This is a genomic window from Burkholderia sp. JPY481 (assembly GCF_038900515.1).
In the GTDB taxonomy this organism is placed as follows: Bacteria; Pseudomonadota; Gammaproteobacteria; order Burkholderiales; family Burkholderiaceae; genus Paraburkholderia; species Paraburkholderia youngii.
Genome location: NZ_JAYMRT010000003.1, coordinates 466,183 through 481,402 on the forward strand (window position 1 = coordinate 466,183; position 15,220 = coordinate 481,402).

The 15,220-nt window shown below is 67.5% G+C and carries 15 protein-coding genes; 8 read left to right on the top strand and 7 right to left on the bottom strand.

Going from position 1 to position 15,220, the window contains the following annotated elements:
* Nucleotides 1-6 precede the first annotated feature (6 nt).
* The 4 genes from VSR82_RS11540 to VSR82_RS11555 form a co-directional block, all read right to left on the bottom strand.
* A complete protein-coding gene (locus tag VSR82_RS11540) occupies nt 7-1,110 on the bottom strand; it encodes a class 1 fructose-bisphosphatase (protein WP_368586113.1) in 1,104 nt (367 codons plus the stop codon).
* A 27-nt stretch (nt 1,111-1,137) separates the two neighbouring features.
* Nucleotides 1,138-2,133: a CbbX protein gene (cbbX, locus tag VSR82_RS11545; RefSeq protein ID WP_429456926.1), complete on the bottom strand. Its 996-nt coding sequence runs from the start codon at nt 2,131-2,133 to the stop codon at nt 1,138-1,140.
* A gap of 61 nt (nt 2,134-2,194) precedes the next feature.
* Nucleotides 2,195-2,623 (bottom strand): ribulose bisphosphate carboxylase small subunit, encoded by a 429-nt coding sequence (locus VSR82_RS11550; RefSeq protein ID WP_429456924.1) that lies wholly within the window; start codon nt 2,621-2,623, stop codon nt 2,195-2,197.
* Between the two features lie 117 nt (nt 2,624-2,740).
* Nucleotides 2,741-4,240: a form I ribulose bisphosphate carboxylase large subunit gene (locus tag VSR82_RS11555; RefSeq protein ID WP_429456922.1), complete on the bottom strand. Its 1,500-nt coding sequence runs from the start codon at nt 4,238-4,240 to the stop codon at nt 2,741-2,743.
* A gap of 500 nt (nt 4,241-4,740) precedes the next feature.
* On the opposite strand from VSR82_RS11555, the gene pqqA reads away from it, so the two are divergent.
* The 3 genes from pqqA (at nt 4,741) to VSR82_RS11570 (ending at nt 6,287) form a co-directional block, all read left to right on the top strand.
* Complete coding sequence (gene pqqA, locus VSR82_RS11560; protein ID WP_113062024.1) at nt 4,741-4,815, top strand: pyrroloquinoline quinone precursor peptide PqqA; 75 nt, start codon at nt 4,741-4,743, stop codon at nt 4,813-4,815.
* Between the two features lie 105 nt (nt 4,816-4,920).
* Nucleotides 4,921-5,520: a DUF447 domain-containing protein gene (locus VSR82_RS11565; RefSeq protein ID WP_429456919.1), complete on the top strand. Its 600-nt coding sequence runs from the start codon at nt 4,921-4,923 to the stop codon at nt 5,518-5,520.
* Nucleotides 5,521-5,543: 23 nt separating this feature from the next.
* Nucleotides 5,544-6,287 carry a (5-formylfuran-3-yl)methyl phosphate synthase gene (locus tag VSR82_RS11570; protein ID WP_429456917.1) on the top strand — a complete coding sequence of 248 codons (744 nt, stop codon included), beginning with the start codon at nt 5,544-5,546 and terminating at the stop codon, nt 6,285-6,287.
* 14 nt (nt 6,288-6,301) lie between these two features.
* On the opposite strand, the gene VSR82_RS11575 is transcribed toward VSR82_RS11570, so the two are convergent.
* From VSR82_RS11575 to VSR82_RS11585, 3 genes are all read right to left on the bottom strand, one after another.
* Nucleotides 6,302-6,892, bottom strand: coding sequence for an amino acid kinase family protein (locus VSR82_RS11575; protein ID WP_176107471.1), 591 nt, complete (start codon nt 6,890-6,892; stop codon nt 6,302-6,304).
* Between the two features lie 162 nt (nt 6,893-7,054).
* Nucleotides 7,055-8,164 carry a hydantoinase/oxoprolinase family protein gene (locus VSR82_RS11580; protein ID WP_429456915.1) on the bottom strand — a complete coding sequence of 370 codons (1,110 nt, stop codon included), beginning with the start codon at nt 8,162-8,164 and terminating at the stop codon, nt 7,055-7,057.
* The gene (locus VSR82_RS11585) at nt 8,161-9,204 is read right to left on the bottom strand and encodes an ATP-grasp domain-containing protein (protein ID WP_368624041.1); all 1,044 of its coding nucleotides are present in this window, start codon (nt 9,202-9,204) and stop codon (nt 8,161-8,163) included. Before VSR82_RS11585 ends, VSR82_RS11580 begins: the two co-directional genes overlap by 4 nt.
* Before the next feature lie 16 nt (nt 9,205-9,220).
* Between VSR82_RS11585 and VSR82_RS11590 the strand changes: the two genes are divergently transcribed.
* The 5 genes from VSR82_RS11590 to VSR82_RS11610 all read left to right on the top strand — a co-directional run bounded on the left by VSR82_RS11590 (nt 9,221) and on the right by VSR82_RS11610 (nt 15,150).
* The gene (locus VSR82_RS11590; protein ID WP_429456913.1) at nt 9,221-9,970 is read left to right on the top strand and encodes a HisA/HisF-related TIM barrel protein; all 750 of its coding nucleotides are present in this window, start codon (nt 9,221-9,223) and stop codon (nt 9,968-9,970) included.
* A 294-nt stretch (nt 9,971-10,264) separates the two neighbouring features.
* Entirely contained in the window at nt 10,265-11,644 is a 1,380-nt protein-coding gene (locus VSR82_RS11595; RefSeq protein ID WP_429456911.1) for a molybdopterin-binding domain-containing protein, read from the top strand.
* The gene (locus VSR82_RS11600; protein ID WP_429456909.1) at nt 11,641-13,335 is read left to right on the top strand and encodes a formylmethanofuran dehydrogenase subunit A; all 1,695 of its coding nucleotides are present in this window, start codon (nt 11,641-11,643) and stop codon (nt 13,333-13,335) included. The genes VSR82_RS11595 and VSR82_RS11600 overlap by 4 nt, the downstream gene beginning before the upstream one ends.
* Nucleotides 13,336-13,345: 10 nt before the next feature.
* Nucleotides 13,346-14,317, top strand: coding sequence for a formylmethanofuran--tetrahydromethanopterin N-formyltransferase (gene fhcD, locus VSR82_RS11605; RefSeq protein ID WP_429456907.1), 972 nt, complete (start codon nt 13,346-13,348; stop codon nt 14,315-14,317).
* Nucleotides 14,314-15,150, top strand: coding sequence for a formylmethanofuran dehydrogenase subunit C (locus VSR82_RS11610; protein WP_410849780.1), 837 nt, complete (start codon nt 14,314-14,316; stop codon nt 15,148-15,150). The genes fhcD and VSR82_RS11610 overlap by 4 nt, the downstream gene beginning before the upstream one ends.
* Nucleotides 15,151-15,220 lie beyond the last annotated feature (70 nt).

The following is a 15,220-nucleotide window of genomic DNA, read 5'->3' on the forward strand; positions in this document are numbered from 1 at the left end:
CGCTGATCACGCCGTGAAATCCGGCAGGAACAGCGAGCGCGTGCCGAACAGCGGCGACGAGAACGGCTTGTCCTCGCCGCGGTCGTATTCGCCGTGATAGCGCGCAATGCGCTCGACCTCGTTCTTCGAGCCGAGGATCACCGGCACGCGGCCATGCAGCGCGCGCGGCGCGAGCTCGAGAATGCGCTCGCGGCCGGTAATCGCGAGACCGCCCGCCTGCTCGACCAGAAAGCTCATCGGGTTCGCCTCGTAGAGCAGGCGCAGGCGCCCTTCCATGGCCGGCGTTTTCGAGTCGCGCGGATACATGAACACGCCGCCGCGCATCAGGATGCGATGCACTTCCGCGACCATCGACGCGATCCAGCGCATGTTGAAGTCGCGCGCGCGGCAGCCGCTGCGGCCGTCCTTGCACTCCTGCACGTAGCGGCGCACGGGCGGCTCCCAGAAGCGCTCGTTCGATGCGTTGATCGCGAACTCGCCGGTTTCTTCCGGAATCCGGATGTTCGAATGCGTAAGCACGAAGTTGCCGATGTCGCGCTCCAGCGTGAAGCCGTGCGTGCCGTTGCCGACCGACAGCACCAGCATCGTCGAGGGTCCATACACGGCGTAGCCGGCCGCCACCTGTTCGCAGCCCGGCCGCAGGAACGCGGCTTCGCTGCTGGCATCCTCCGCCGGATCGCGGGTGCGCAGTACCGAAAAGATCGAGCCGACCACGCCGTTGATGTCGATATTCGACGAGCCGTCGAGCGGATCGAACGCCAGCAGATACTCGCCACGCGGATACTCGGGCGGAATCGGGTACACGTGCTCCATTTCCTCCGACACCATCGCGGCCAGCAAGCCGTCCCACTCGCATTGCTGAACGAAAATCTCGTTGGTGGAGACGTCGAGCTTCTTCTGCTCCTCGCCGTGCGTGTTGAGCGTTTGCGCGGAACCGTAGTTGCCGCCTAACGCGCCCTTGGTCAGCATCGCCGAGATCGATTTGATGGCGGCCGCGACGTCGATGAGCAGCGCGGAGAGTCCCGCCGTGTCCCGCGTGCTTTCCGTACATGGCGGGCGATCGAGCGTGTCGATCAGGAACTTCGAAAGTGTCGTGCGTCCGTCCTGCATGGCGTTCTCCTTCGATGGTGTCGAGATTCAGCCCGGCGGCACCGTGACGGCGCGCGCGGTGGAAGGCGGTGGCAAGGACGGCTGCATGGGCTCGTCGAATACGCGGCTCGCGCGCACGTCGGCGGCGTCGATCAGCGTCAGCGTGGCGGCGTCGATCGGCTCGCCACCCTGCAACGCGCTCGCGAACAGGCGGTTCGCCTGGCGCAGCCGCGCGCGGTCGAGCGCGTTGCGCACCGAGCGCGCGTTGGCGAAATTCGGTTGACGGATGCGGCGCGCCAGATAGTCGGCGAACGCGCAACGCGACGCGGCATCGAAGCGGTAGTGCATGGTGTCGAGCATCCGCTCGGCGATTTCGAGCAGTTCGGTTTCCTCGTAATCGGGAAACGTGATGTGATGCGCGATGCGCGAGCGGAAACCCGGATTGCTCTCGAAGAACACTTCCATCCGCGACGCGTAGCCGGCCAGAATCACGACCAGGTCGCTGCGCTGGTTTTCCATCGTCTGCAGCAGGATTTCGATCGCTTCCTGCCCGTAATCGCGCTCGTTCTCCGGGCGATACAGGTAATACGCTTCGTCGATGAACAGCACGCCGCCCATCGCGCGCTTCAGCACATCGCGCGTTTTCGGCGCGGTATGGCCGATGTACTGGCCGACCAGATCGTCGCGCGTCACCGACACCAGATGATTGCGGCGAATGTAGCCGAGCCGGTGCAGCACCTCGGACATGCGCAGCGCGACCGTCGTCTTGCCGGTGCCGGGGTTGCCGGAGAAGCACATGTGCAAGGTCGGCGCGCCGCCCGCGAGACCGAGCGAAGCCCGTGCGCGTTCGACCAGCAGATGCGCGGCGACTTCGCGAATGCGCGTCTTCACGGGTGCGAGCCCGACCAGATCGCGATCGAGTTCGCCGAGCACGTCGCCGATGCCCGAGTCGCGGTACAGCGCCGCGAGGTCGATGTGGGGGGTGGCGTCGTCGCGGTGCGCGGTGGACGCGGGCACTGCGTCCACGATGGCGGCGTCAGTCATTGCTCCTCCTTGCTGCGGGTTGTCGTGTGCCTGGCTTGCACCCTCGTGCCCGGTCAGCGGCTCAGCCCGTCGCTCCGTAGCGCTCGCCCGCCGGCCGGTCGATCGCATAGCCCGTCGTGCTGTAGCGCTGCATGCGCCCCTGCGCATCCTGACGCGACAGACGGAAGCCCGGCTCCGCATCCGGCCGGTTGACGATGAACGACAGGCGCATCGTCTCGAAGGTGCGCTCCGAATCGAAGGCGTTGACCTTGATGTAGTGCTGCGGCCGCGCCTCGCGACAGGCCCGGACCTCCTGCAAGACGCCTGCCGCGTCGTGCAGGTCGAACATCGGCAGACCCCACATTTCCCAGTACGTGTTGCGCGGATGCGGGTCGTCGGTGAATTCGACCGAACAGGCCCAGCCCTGGCGCAGCGCATAGTCGATCTGCAGGCCGATTTCCTCGTCGGTCAGCTCGGGCAGAAAAGAAAACGTTCCTTGGGTAATACGCATGACGAACCTCGTTGATGGATGTCGCGTTCAGAACGGTGTCAACGGCGCCCCGCGCGGTGCCGTGGCACCGCGTTGCGGATGCGCTCGTGAAGCGCTGGCGAGTAACGCTCGGCTCTCTTAGGCCGCGGTCGGTGTGGCGGCGAAATCGGGCGTGTCGGTCGACGCGTAGTTGAAAGTCACGTCGCGCCACGTATCGAGCGCCTGCTTGAGCGGCGTGCACCAGCGCGCGGCGGCTTCGAGCACGTCGGGCCCTTCGCGCAGAATGTCGCGGCCCTCGTTGCGCGCCTTGACCATCGCTTCGAGCGCGACGCGGTTCGCAGTCGCGCCGGCCTGGATGCCGGCCGGATGGCCGATCGTGCCGCCGCCGAACTGCAGGATCGCGTCGTCGCCGAACAGGTCGAGCAGTTGATGCATCTGCCCCGCGTGAATCCCCCCCGAGGCGACCGGCATCACCTTGCGCAAGCCGGCCCACGGTTGATCGAAGAATAGGCCGCGCGACAGGTCGACCGCGTTGTGCGCGTCGCGGCACACGTTGTAGTAGCCCTGCACCGACAGCGGATCGCCTTCGAGCTTGCCGACCGCGGTGCCCGCGTGCGCATGATCGACGCCCGCCATGCGCAGCCATTTGGCGATCACGCGAAACGAGATGCCGTGATTGCGTTGCCGTGTGTACGTGCTATGCCCCGCGCGATGCAGATGCAGGATCATGTCGTGCTTGCGGGCCCAGCGCGACATCGACTGGATCGCGGTCCAGCCGATCACCAGATCGATCATCACGATGCACGAGCCGAGCTCCTTCGCGAATTCGGCGCGCTCGTACATGTCCTCCATCGTGCCGGCCGTCACGTTCAGGTAGTGCCCTTTGACCTCGCCGGTTTCGGCCTGCGCGCGGTTCACCGCTTCCATCGCGAACAGGAAGCGGTCGCGCCAATGCATGAAGGCCTGCGAGTTGATGTTCTCGTCGTCCTTCAGGAAATCGAGGCCGCCGCGCAGGCCCTCGTAGACCACCCGTCCATAGTTCTTGCCCGACAGCCCGAGCTTCGGCTTGACCGTCGCGCCGAGCAGCGGCCGTCCATACTTGTCGAGCCTTTCGCGCTCGACGACGATGCCGGTCGGCGGCCCCTGGAAGGTCTTCAGATACGCGACGGGGATGCGCATGTCTTCGAGCCGCAACGCCTTCAGCGGCTTGAAGCCGAACACGTTGCCGATGATCGACGCGGTCAGGTTCGCGACGGAGCCCTCTTCGAACAGATCGAGTTCATACGCGATGTACGCGAAGTACTGCGGCTCGTCGGCGCGCGACACCGGCACCGGTTCGACGCGGTACGCCTTCGCGCGATACATGTCGCAGGCGGTCAGGCGGTCGGTCCACACCACCGTCCACGTCGCGGTCGACGATTCGCCGGCCACCGCGGCCGCCGCTTCCTCTGGTTCGACACCGGGTTGCGGCGTGATGCGAAAGAGCGCGATCACGTCGGTCTCTTTCGGTTCGTAGTCCGGTTGCCAGTAACCCATCTCGCGGTATTTCATCACGCCCGCCGCGTACCGCTCGCGCGGATTGTGCGGATCGCGCGCTTGATGTCCGGGCTGGATCGGCGGTTGACTGAAATCGTTCATGACGTGTCCTCGAAGGTGGCAAGCGCACTGCCGGAAGAACGAAGCGCTTGAGTTGCACTGTAGGCATGGACACGCCCAAGGGGAATTCACGATTTTATTTGGCAGACTTAATGGATCGATTATCGCTATCACATCGTTAGTTTCTTTTTCACGCCATGAAACGGCAATGGGAGCAGAATCGCTTAGTGTGGGGGAGGGGCACGGCGTGACAGCGCAATCGGAATAGCGAATCGCGTGGAACACTTTGCTTCGTTTCCGCCACAACGCGCGGACGGTTGCGTCTGGCAACCCGCGCAAGCGCCAGGGCGTGGCGCAATTCGCCGAGCGCTGTATTAGCGCTCGAATCCGCGCCCGCCTGGCCGGCCGGCACACGCACGGGCATGGAGATTGCGTGATGCCGGCTGCTGTCGACATCTGGCATGAAATTTCGCCGGGCCGGCGGCTCAGAGCAGTTCGAACCGCAGTTCCAACCGCAGTTTCAACCGAAGGAGGAAGCACGTATGCAATGGACGACTCCGAGCTACACCGACGTACGCCTCGGTTTTGAAATCGTGATGTATGTCGCTACGCGTTAAGCCCGCAACCGGGCCGCACGCCGCGGCCCCTTTGCGGTTCCCGTTTGTGTTTGACCTCTGCTGACGGCCGGCCTTCCAGCGCTGTCGGGACAAACGTTCCCAACCATGATCCACGAAACGATCGTCACCACGGCAGCGTGCGATGGCCGTCCTCATATCGCGCCGATGGGCGCGCGCTACGAGGGTGAGCGCATCATCCTTTCGCCTTTCCGACCGTCGGTTACGCTCGACAACATCGTCGCGACGCGCTCGGCCGTGCTCAATTTCACCACCGACGTGCGCATCTTCGCGGGCTGCGTCACGCACTACGCGACCGATTGGCCGACCGTGGCCGCAAGTCGCGTCGCGAGCGTGCGGCTGGCCGAATCGCTGGCCCACGCCGAACTCGAACTCGACGAACTGCAAGACGACAAAGAGCGCCCGGTACTGGCGATGAAATGCGTGCACCGCGAAAACCACGCGCCGTTCGCGGGCTTCAATCGCGCGCAGTCGGCGGTCGTGGAAGGCGCGATTCTGGTAAGCCGGCTTTTCATGCTGCCGGCCGATAAGGTCGATCGAGAAATGGCGTATCTGCAGATCGCGATCGACAAAACCGCCGGCGACAACGAGCGCACCGCATGGGGCTGGCTCGTCGCCGCGGTCGCGCGCTACCGCGCGAATCTGGAAGGGGCGGCCAATCACGCCGCCACGTCCGCCCATCACTGAACCCGTTTGCCGGGAGAACCCTGATGACCGCATTGCTTGCGAGCGTCCGCTCGGATGAGGAAGCATTCGACGCCGCACGCGCCGGCGCCGAGCTGATCGACCTGAAAGAACCGAACGACGGCGCGCTCGGCGGCCTGTCGATCGGCGCCATTACGAACATCGCGCGACAGCTGCGGGCGCGCTATCCGGTCAAGCCGATCAGCGCGGCGATCGGCGACGTGCCGGCCGATGCGTTCGACGAGATCGCCACGCGCGTGATCGACGTCAGCGACGCCGGCGTCGACTATGTGAAGGTCGGGGTCGCGCGCGGTCCGGCCGCGCGGCACTGCATCGAGCAACTCGCGAATCTGCCGGCCACCGTCGTGCCGGTGCTGCTATGCGACGGCGGCATGGACGACGACCTCGTCAGCCACACCGCGGCGCTCGGCTTTGCCGGCCTGATGTTCGATACCGCGAGCAAGGACGGCGGCACGCTGTTCGATCACGTCGATGTCGACTCGCTCGCGCGCTGGTTGCGGCTCGCGCGTCAGCGCGGCGCAATGGTGGGCATCGCCGGTGCGCTCGGCTGGGCGCAGTTGCCGCAGATCCGCGCGCTGGCGCCCGACGTGGCCGGTTTTCGCACCGCGCTGTGCGCCGACGGGCGCCGCTCGCGGCTCGATCCCGAGCGCGTCGCGCAATGGGCAAGCGCGTTGCATCGGCCGGCTGGCGAAATCCGCGTCGATGGCGGCGCACCGCTGCCGGGCTCGACGAGCGCGACGCGGCTCTAAGGTTCAGCCATCCCTCACATCACCGGAATATTCAGCAAACGGTCGCGCATCAGCGCGACGTTGCTCTTGTCGAGCAGTTCGACCACATAGTTCGCATCCGTCACGTAGTCGACGAACTTGCGGTCGACCACCCCCGACGCGGCCAGCATTTCGAGCGGATCGTCGGCGGCGATCGGACAGGATTTGACGACGATCAGCCGCTCCGCGTTGAGCATCGTCGATAGCCAGGCGGCAAGGCTGTCGGAGGTCGTATCCCAGTTGCTCATCGCGTCGGGCGTGTCGCGCATCAGCGCGGTCGGCACCCACACGGCGACGTGGCCGTCGCGCAACGTGCGGCGAATCTTCGCCTCGCTCGACGCGATCACCAGTTCGGGCGACACACCTTGCATCAGCAGCGCATATTGCGTCATCGCGAGCAGACACATGTTGTGCGCGGCCAGATCGTCGAAGTTCCACTCGCCCTGATACTGCCGCACCTTGTCCGCGAAATCGCCGCCGCCGGGCACGATCACCACGCGTCCGCCGCCGACTTCGCATAGCTCGCTGAGCCAGTGGCGCAGTGCCGGGTCGTGACTGAGGCTGCCTCCGATCTTGACCACCCACATGACTGTTGTCCTCGCGTCCAGTTGAGTGCCCGGCCGGGTCGCGTCGATTCGCAACCTCGTTCATCACCGAACTTGTCCCGCTCGCCCAATCGTCCCCACTGTCCCTCTTTGCGCTACTCGTGCGTTGGCGCCGTGTATTCGGGCGGCGCCGCACCGGTCAACTCATGCCGCGCGCGCGGCGACGCCACGCGCGCTTCGCCGCTGCGCTCCCGGTTCGCGCGCCGCGAGCAGCGCGACCGCCACGCTCGGCGCGCAGGTCGCCGCCCACGCCGCGCTGGCATCGGGCACGCCCGCCAACGCGCCGAAGTCGATATAGCCGCGCGCTTCGTCGCGCGCCAAGGCGGCGACGAGGAAGCGGCCGCAGCCCGCGCCCACCAGCGGCGCGGCCGCGAGCGCCGGCTGCGCGGCGACCACGCGCATCAGGTTCGCGCCGATTTCGCGCACCTGCAGCGCGCGCCAGCGCCGCGCAAAGTGCAGCCATTCGAGGTCCGACGCGTCGTGCGCGTCGTGCCCGATCATGCGCGCGAGCCGCGCGCGGCTCGCCGCCGGCGTCTTCGGCCCCTGGTCGGCGCTCGGCTGCACGTCGTGCAGCGGGTCCAGTTCGCCCGTCAGCCGGTAGACGTCGGCGGTGGTCGCAAACCATTCGTTCATCACGTTCAGCGTGGCACCGCCGAATTCGATCCGATGCGCGACGCCGCACAACGGCGTGCGTACGACGCCGTGATACACGAGTTCGCCGCTCGCGAGCCGGCCCGCATCGGTCGCGCCACGCGCGACGACCCGGCCGTCGACGATCGGAATGATGTCGGTGGTGGTGCTGCCGATGTCGATCAGCAGCGCGTTCGGCATGCGGGTAGCGACCCAGCTCGCGGTCGCGAGCCAGTTCGCCGACGCGACCTGGCGCCAGCCGGCCGCGCAGTCGTCGGCGGCGAGCCAGCCGGCGTCGCCGGCGTAGAAACGCAGTGATGAACCGAGCCGCTGCGCGAGCGCGGCCACGATCGCGCGCACGCCTTCGGCGCGATCCGCGAACAGGTCGACCATCTCGCCGGTCATCGTCACCGCATGCTGCGCGGCGCCCGTGCGCGCCTGCGGCCAGCGCTCGAAGACGAGGTCGATCGTGCGGTGCAGATGGTCGAGACCCTGCCACAGCGGACACGGCCATTGCACGACGTCGTGCACGGCATCGCTGCCGTCGATGAGTGACACCTTCACGTGCGCACCGCCGACGTCCCAGCCGAACCGCACCGCCGGGTTCGAACGGGCGGGGCTCAAGGACGCACCTCGAATGTGAGCGGATTGGCGCGCGGCGCACCGCAGCGCTCGAGTCGCACGCCATGCGCGGCCAGCAGCGCGCGCGTCAGGCCGCTGCCGCGCACCGCCGACAGCCCGGCATAAGCGACCGTCAAACGCGGATTCACCTCGATCACGACCGGCCCTCGCTGCGGATGCCAAACGACATCGATGCCGACGAAGCCGCGCAAACCCGGGATCGCCCGCGCGACGCGATGCGCGAGCGTGTCGAGCGCGCGGCCCATGTCGCTGTGCTGGTCGATCTGATCGACCAGCACGCCGTCGAACTCGACGATCCGCGCCACCTCGCCCGGCGCGTCGCCGCCGCTCAGCCCGATCTGCTGACGGTTGATGCTGAGCAGCTTGGTCGCGTCGCCGCGGCAGATCAGCGACAGGCTCAACGGCTCGCCATCGACCCACGCTTGCAGCACCGGATTGCGCCCGGCCGCCGCGCGCGCTTCGTACTCGGCGCAGGCATCGGCGAGGCGTTCGTAGACGATCGTGTCGAGGCCGCCCGCGCCGTCGTCCGGTTTCACGACCCAGCGGCCGCCGTGCTGCGTGGCCGGGTCGCCGGGTTCGAGCGCCGGCGTCGTCGCAATGCCATGCGCGGCAAGACACGCCGCGGTCGCGCTCTTGCTCGACGCGACGCGGATCGCTTCCTTCGCGCAGCCGAGCCAACGGGCGGTGCCGACCGCATCGTGAAAGCGCAGCAGCAGGTCGTCGCATTCCGGCGCGACCACCCACGCGTAGTCGTGCTCGCGCGCCACGCGCGCGACGAACGCCGTCATCGATTCGCCGGGCGCGGCCATACAATGAGCGTCGCCCGCCGCTGGTGTTTCGAAGCGCGAGGTCGCGAAGGTGACGTGCACGCCGTCCAGTTCACGCAAGGCGGCGACCAGTGCGTCGCGCATCACGCGTCCTTCGACGATCAGCGCGCTCAAATCGGCGAGACTGCCTGCGCCGGCGAGTTCGGGGTCGATGCCGCCGCCGGTGAGATACTCATAAACAAAGATCTTGGTCAAAGGAAAGCGCCCCTCTATGCAGGTGATACCTGTTCTCGATCTGCTCGACGGTCAGGTCGTCCGCGCGGTACGCGGCGAGCGGAGCGCCTATCGGCCCATCCGGTCCCGCCTCGTCGCGACGAGCGACCCACTTGCTACCGCCCGCGCGCTACTCGAAGCCAGCGGCGCGCGCACGCTCTATATCGCCGATCTCGGCGCCATCCTGCAGCGCGGCGCGCATGCTTCGACGCTTGCCGCGTTGCGTGCCGCGCTGCCCGGCATCGAACTGTGGCTCGACGCGGGTTTCGCGGACTACGCATCGATGCGCGCGCTGTTCGAGCGCATCGACGCTGCTGTTGATCAACTCGACAGCCCTACTGCCAATTCAATCCCTGCGACCCTCGTGCCGGTCTTCGGCTCGGAGACGCTTCGCGAAATCCGTGCCGTGCATGCGGCGCAGCGCGCCGGCCTCGCGCCGATCCTGTCGCTCGATCATCGCGCCGGCGAACTGCTCGCCGCGACCGCGCTCGATCGCTCGTCGGCATGGTGGCCGTCGCGCGTGATCGCGATGACGCTCGACCAGGTCGGCAGCTACGCCGGCCCCGATCTCGCGACATTCGAGCGCCTGCGCGCGCAAGCCGCCGCTCACACCACGCTGATCGGCGCGGGCGGTATCCGCAATCGCGACGATCTGGCCGCCGCGGCCGCCACCGGCGCAAGCGCCTGGCTGGTGGCGTCCGCGCTGCACGATCGGCAGATCGACTGCGCGCCTTCCGATTCGGCGTAGGCCTTCCATACAATTTCCATGCCACGCGTTCTGACAGCGCTGTCTGTAAACGCAACACAAGCCGGACAGTTTGCGTGTGACACTCTGCTCCAGAACGGCACACATTTTGTATGGCGCAGCGGGCCTGTGAACCCGCGCGCCGACGCGCGATCGGGCACGCTCGTCGCCGGTACGTCGCGCAGGTTGATCGCTGAATGCAAAGCAGCATGACCGTAAGCGCGGCCCGCTTCAGCGCGGTGCTCGCCCGCTGACGATTCGTAGAAAGATCGGCATGGAGCTTGCTAAACCTGGCCCATGCATAGTCCCGCAACCGATCCATCGACCCCTGGCCCGAGCGCAACCCGCGCCGCGACGCTCACACGCGACTGGATCTGTCCGTTCTGCCCTTTGCTGTGCGACGACCTGGTCGCCGCTTCCCACGACGACGGCACGCTCGAAGTGCCCGACACCGAATGCTCGCGGCTCGCTCACGCGCTAGCGCAGTACGGCGCGACGGATGCGCAATGCAGATGCGTGGTCGACGGCAGCGAAGTGGACATGGATACCGCGCTGGCGAGCGCCGCGCAGTTGCTCGCGAACGCGCGCCGCCCGCTGTTCGGCGGCCTCGCGACCGATGTCGACGGCACCCGCGCGTTGTATCCGCTCGCCGCCGCCTGCGGTGCGATACTCGATCATCTGCACGGCGATGCGCTGACGCCCGCGACGCTCGCGTTGCAGGATCGCGGCGCGTTCTTCACGACGCTCTCCGAAGTGCGCGCGCGCGCCGACCTCCTGGTGTTCTTCGGCTGTCAGCCGTCGCTGCGCTACCCGCGCTTCTTCACGCGCGCGCTGGTGGGCACCGAACTCGCGCGCAAACTGGTCTTCGTCGGCTGCGAGGCGGACCCGGGGGCGGCCGGCTTGCCGCAAACGCGTATCGACTCGCTGCTGCACGACACTGATCCGTATGACACGCTCGCGCTGTGGTCGGCGCTCGCCGAAGGACGCGACGCGGCCGCGCTAAGCCACGGCGATGGCAGCCGGAGCCACGTGGCGACTGCGCTCGCGTCATTGCACGCGCGCATCGCCAGCGCACGTTACACGGTAGTCGTCTATGAACCGGCCGCGCTGCCCGCGCCGCACGCGGCGCTGCTGATAGAAGCGCTGAACCGTATCGTCAAGGCCGTGAATCGCACGACGCGCGCGGCATGTGTCGCGCTCGGCGGTGACGATGGCGCGCTGACGGTCAACCAGACCATCACGTGGCTGTCAGGCTTGCCGCTGCGCACGCGCGTGTCGATGCCGGCGCGCGTCACGGGCGCCGCGCCGCTCGATCACGATCCGTACCGCTATCGGACCGCGCGGCTGCTCGCCGAACGCGAAGTCGATGCGCTGCTGTGGATCGCAGGCTTCGAGCCGCATGCATGGCCCGCGTCGCTCGATCCCACGCTGCCACTGATCGTGCTAGGTCATCCTGCGCTCGCGAATGCCGCCAGGGCACGCGGAGCGAACACCGTGTTCGTGCCGGTCGCGACTCCGGGCATCGATAGCGGCGGCCATCTGTTCCGCGTCGACGGTACGGTCGTTATGCCGCTCACTGCCGCGCGTGGTGCTGCGCTGGAATCTGTGGCGTCGATTGCCGCGCAGTTGCACGAACGACTGAGCGAACGATCGAATCCGCGCGAGGATCGGCCATGACTCTCGTTCGGCTCAAGGGCGGCACGCTGTTCGACCCGATCAACAACGTCAACGGCGAGCGCCGCGATCTCACGTTCCGCGACGGCCGCATCGTCGATGTTCCCTCCACCACCCCCGTCGATCGCGAATACGACGCGACCGGCATGATCGTGATGGCGGGCGGCATCGATCTGCATTCGCATATTGGCGGCGGCAAAACCAATCTGTCGCGTCTGTTGCTGCCCGAGGACCATCGCGCCGACGCGCGCCGCGAGGCCGCCTACGAAGCGGCGCGCGACGACAACGGCCGCTATCTGCGTCTGCCTTCGTGCGGCGTCTGCACGCCGGGCACGCTAGCGACCGGCTACCGCTACGCCGAAATGGGGTACACGGCTGCGTTCGAACCAGCGATGATGCCGTCGAACGCGCGCCACACGCACCTCGAAATGGGCGACACGCCGATCATCGATCACGGCGCGTACGTGATGCTCGGCAACGACGAACTGTTCCTGCAAATGCTCGCCGCACGCGACGACTTCGAACGTCTGCGCGACTACGTCGGCTGGACGATCAACGCGAGCAAGGCGCTCGGCGTCAAGGTGGTGAACCCCGGCGGCATCTCCGCGTTCAAGTTCAACCAGCGCTCGCTCGACGTCGACGAACCGCACGCGCACTACGGCATCACGCCGCGCGACGTGCTGCGCACGCTGACGCGCGCGCTGACCGAGCTGCGCGTGCCGCATGCGCTGCACGTGCACACGAGCAACCTCGGCGTGCCCGGCAACCTCGCATCGACGATCGCGACGATGGACGCCGCCGACGGCCTGCCGATCCATCTGACGCATATCCAGTTTCACAGCTACGGCACCGAGGGCTCGCGCAAGTTTTCGTCGGGCGCGCGGCAGATTGCCGAGGCCGTGAACGCGCGGCCGAACGTGTCGATCGACGTCGGCCAGATCATCTTCGGACAGACCGTCACGGCCTCCGGTGACACGATGATGCAGTTCCGCAACGCGCCGCTCGCGCGGCCGCACAAGTGGGTAGTCGGCGATATCGAATGCGACGCGGGCTGCGGCGTGCTGCCGTTCCGCTATCGCGAACAGAGCTATGTGAACGCGCTGCAATGGATCATCGGGCTCGAAATCTTTCTGCTCGTCAACGACCCGTGGCGCGTCGCGATGACCACCGATCATCCGAACGGCGGCCCGTTCACCAGCTATCCGCATTTGATCCGCCTGCTGATGGATAAAGCGTTTCGCGATGAGCAGCTTGCGAAGCTGCATCCCGAAGCGCAGGTTGCCAGCGCGCTGCCGGAACTCAAGCGCGAATTCTCGCTGTACGAGATCGCGATCATCACGCGCGCCGGTCCCGCGCGGCTGCTCGGTCTGCGCGATCGCGGCCATCTCGGCGCGGGCGCGGCGGCGGACATCGCGGTTTATCGCGACGAGCCGGACCGCGAGCGGATGTTCACGTCGCCCGCGTATGTGTTCAAGGACGGCGAACTGGTCGCGCGCGACGGCACGCTGGTCGCGACGCCGACGGGCGGCATCCATTTCGTCGCGCCGGAGTTCGATCGCGGTATCGAGAAAACGCTGCGCGCGTATAGCGACGCTAATCTCGCGAGCAACTTCGCGCACGCCGCGATCAGCGACGACGAAGCCTGCCGCTGCTGCCGCGGCGGGCGGCTGTTGCCCGTCGAATGTCTAACCTGACGCGGCCACGATGAACGCTCCCGCCCCGCTCGAAATCAACGGCACCGCGATCGACGCGACCTTCGCCGAAGCCTTCCCGATGAAAGCGACCCGGCTCGTGATCACCGCGCACACGCCGACGTGGGCGATGCACGCGGCGAACTCGCTGTCGGGCTTCGCGACCTCGGTGATCGGCTGCGGCTGCGAGGCGGGCATCGAGCGCACGCTCGCGCCCGACGCGACGCCCGACGGCCGGCCCGGTGTCGCGGTGCTGCTGTTCGCGGTGTCGACGAAGGAACTGGCGAAGCAGATCGGGCGGCGTGTCGGCCAATGCGTGCTCACCTGCCCGAGCACGGCCGTCTACAGCGGCATCGATCCGGCCACGAGCCGCGCGCCGCTGTCGGACCCAGCGCCGCTCGGCAGCGGGCTGCGCTTTTTCGGCGACGGCTGGCAGATCGCCAAGATGATCGACACAGGGAACGGCCCCACGCGTTACTGGCGCGTGCCGGTGATGGACGGCGAGTTCGTCTGCGAAGACACGGCGGCGACGGTCAAGGCCGTCGGCGGCGGCAACCTGCTGCTGCTCGCGCGCGACCAAGGCGCGGCGCTCGCCGCCGCCGAAGCCGCGGTCGAAGCGATGCGCCGGCTGCCGAACGTGATCATGCCGTTTCCCGGCGGCATCGTGCGGTCGGGCTCGAAGATCGGCTCGAAGTACGCGGGGGCGACTGCGTCGACCAACGACGCGTTCTGTCCGAGCCTGATCGGCCTCACATCGCGCAGCGAGTTGAGCGCGGACGTGGGCTGCGTGCTGGAGATCGTGATCGACGGTCTGACCGACGCCGACGTGGGCGCGGCGATGACGGCCGGTATCGGCGCGGCGACCGGACTCGGACGCGCGGCCGGCGTGCTGCGCATTTCGGCGGGCAACTACGGCGGGAAGCTCGGGCCGTACCACTTTCATCTGCACGAGCTGGCGGCGGGACTCGACGGGGGACGCGCATGAGCACGACCACGTTGCGCGTGAAGACACCGCCCGGCTTTCGCGTCGATGCGGCCGCGCTGTCACCGGCGGCACTGGTCAGCATGAGCGAGGCCGAGATCGAGCGCATCGTGCTGCCGGCCGGCAACGAGCGCTGCGTGGTCGGCGACGTATTCGAGGTTGTGCGCGATGACGCGCCCGCATCCGGCGACGACATGGCCACGCTGCTGATCGACGGCGCCGCTCGGTGGCTCGACCGGCTCGGTGCGCAGATGGACGGGGGGCGGCTCGTCGCGCGCGGCCCGGTCGGCGACTACAGCGGCTTCAGGATGAGCGGTGGCTTGCTTGAAATCGACGGCGACGCGGGGCACTTCACCGGTTGCGAAATGCGCGGCGGACGCGTGACGGTGCGCGGCGACAGCGGCGACTTCGCCGCCGGCGCGGTGACGGGCGACATGGAAGGCATGAGCGGCGGCACGCTGACGATTCACGGCAACGCGGGCGCGCGGCTCGCCGACCGGATGCGCCGCGGCCTCGTGCTCGTCGGCGGCAACGCGGGCGACTTCGCGGCGTCGCGGCTGGTGGCGGGGACCGTCGGCGTGGCGGGGCAACTGGGCGCACACTATGCGTATGCGATGAGGCGCGGCACGCTGCTGCTCGCACAACGACCCGAGGGTTTGCCGCCCCCGACGTTCACCGGCGGCGGGCACGGTTTCGACGTATTCTGGTCATTGCTCATACGCAGCCTCGCGGCCGAAATCGCGCCGTTTTCGCAGTGGCGCGCGGACCGTCTGCCGGTTCGTTTTACGGGCGACCTCGCGGTCGACGGCCGCGGCGAAATCCTGATCGCCGGCTGAGGCAGCTATGTCAGCCAGGACCGAAACGATAGTCGGCAAAAAAGAAAGGTCCCGCCACGATGTTGCATGG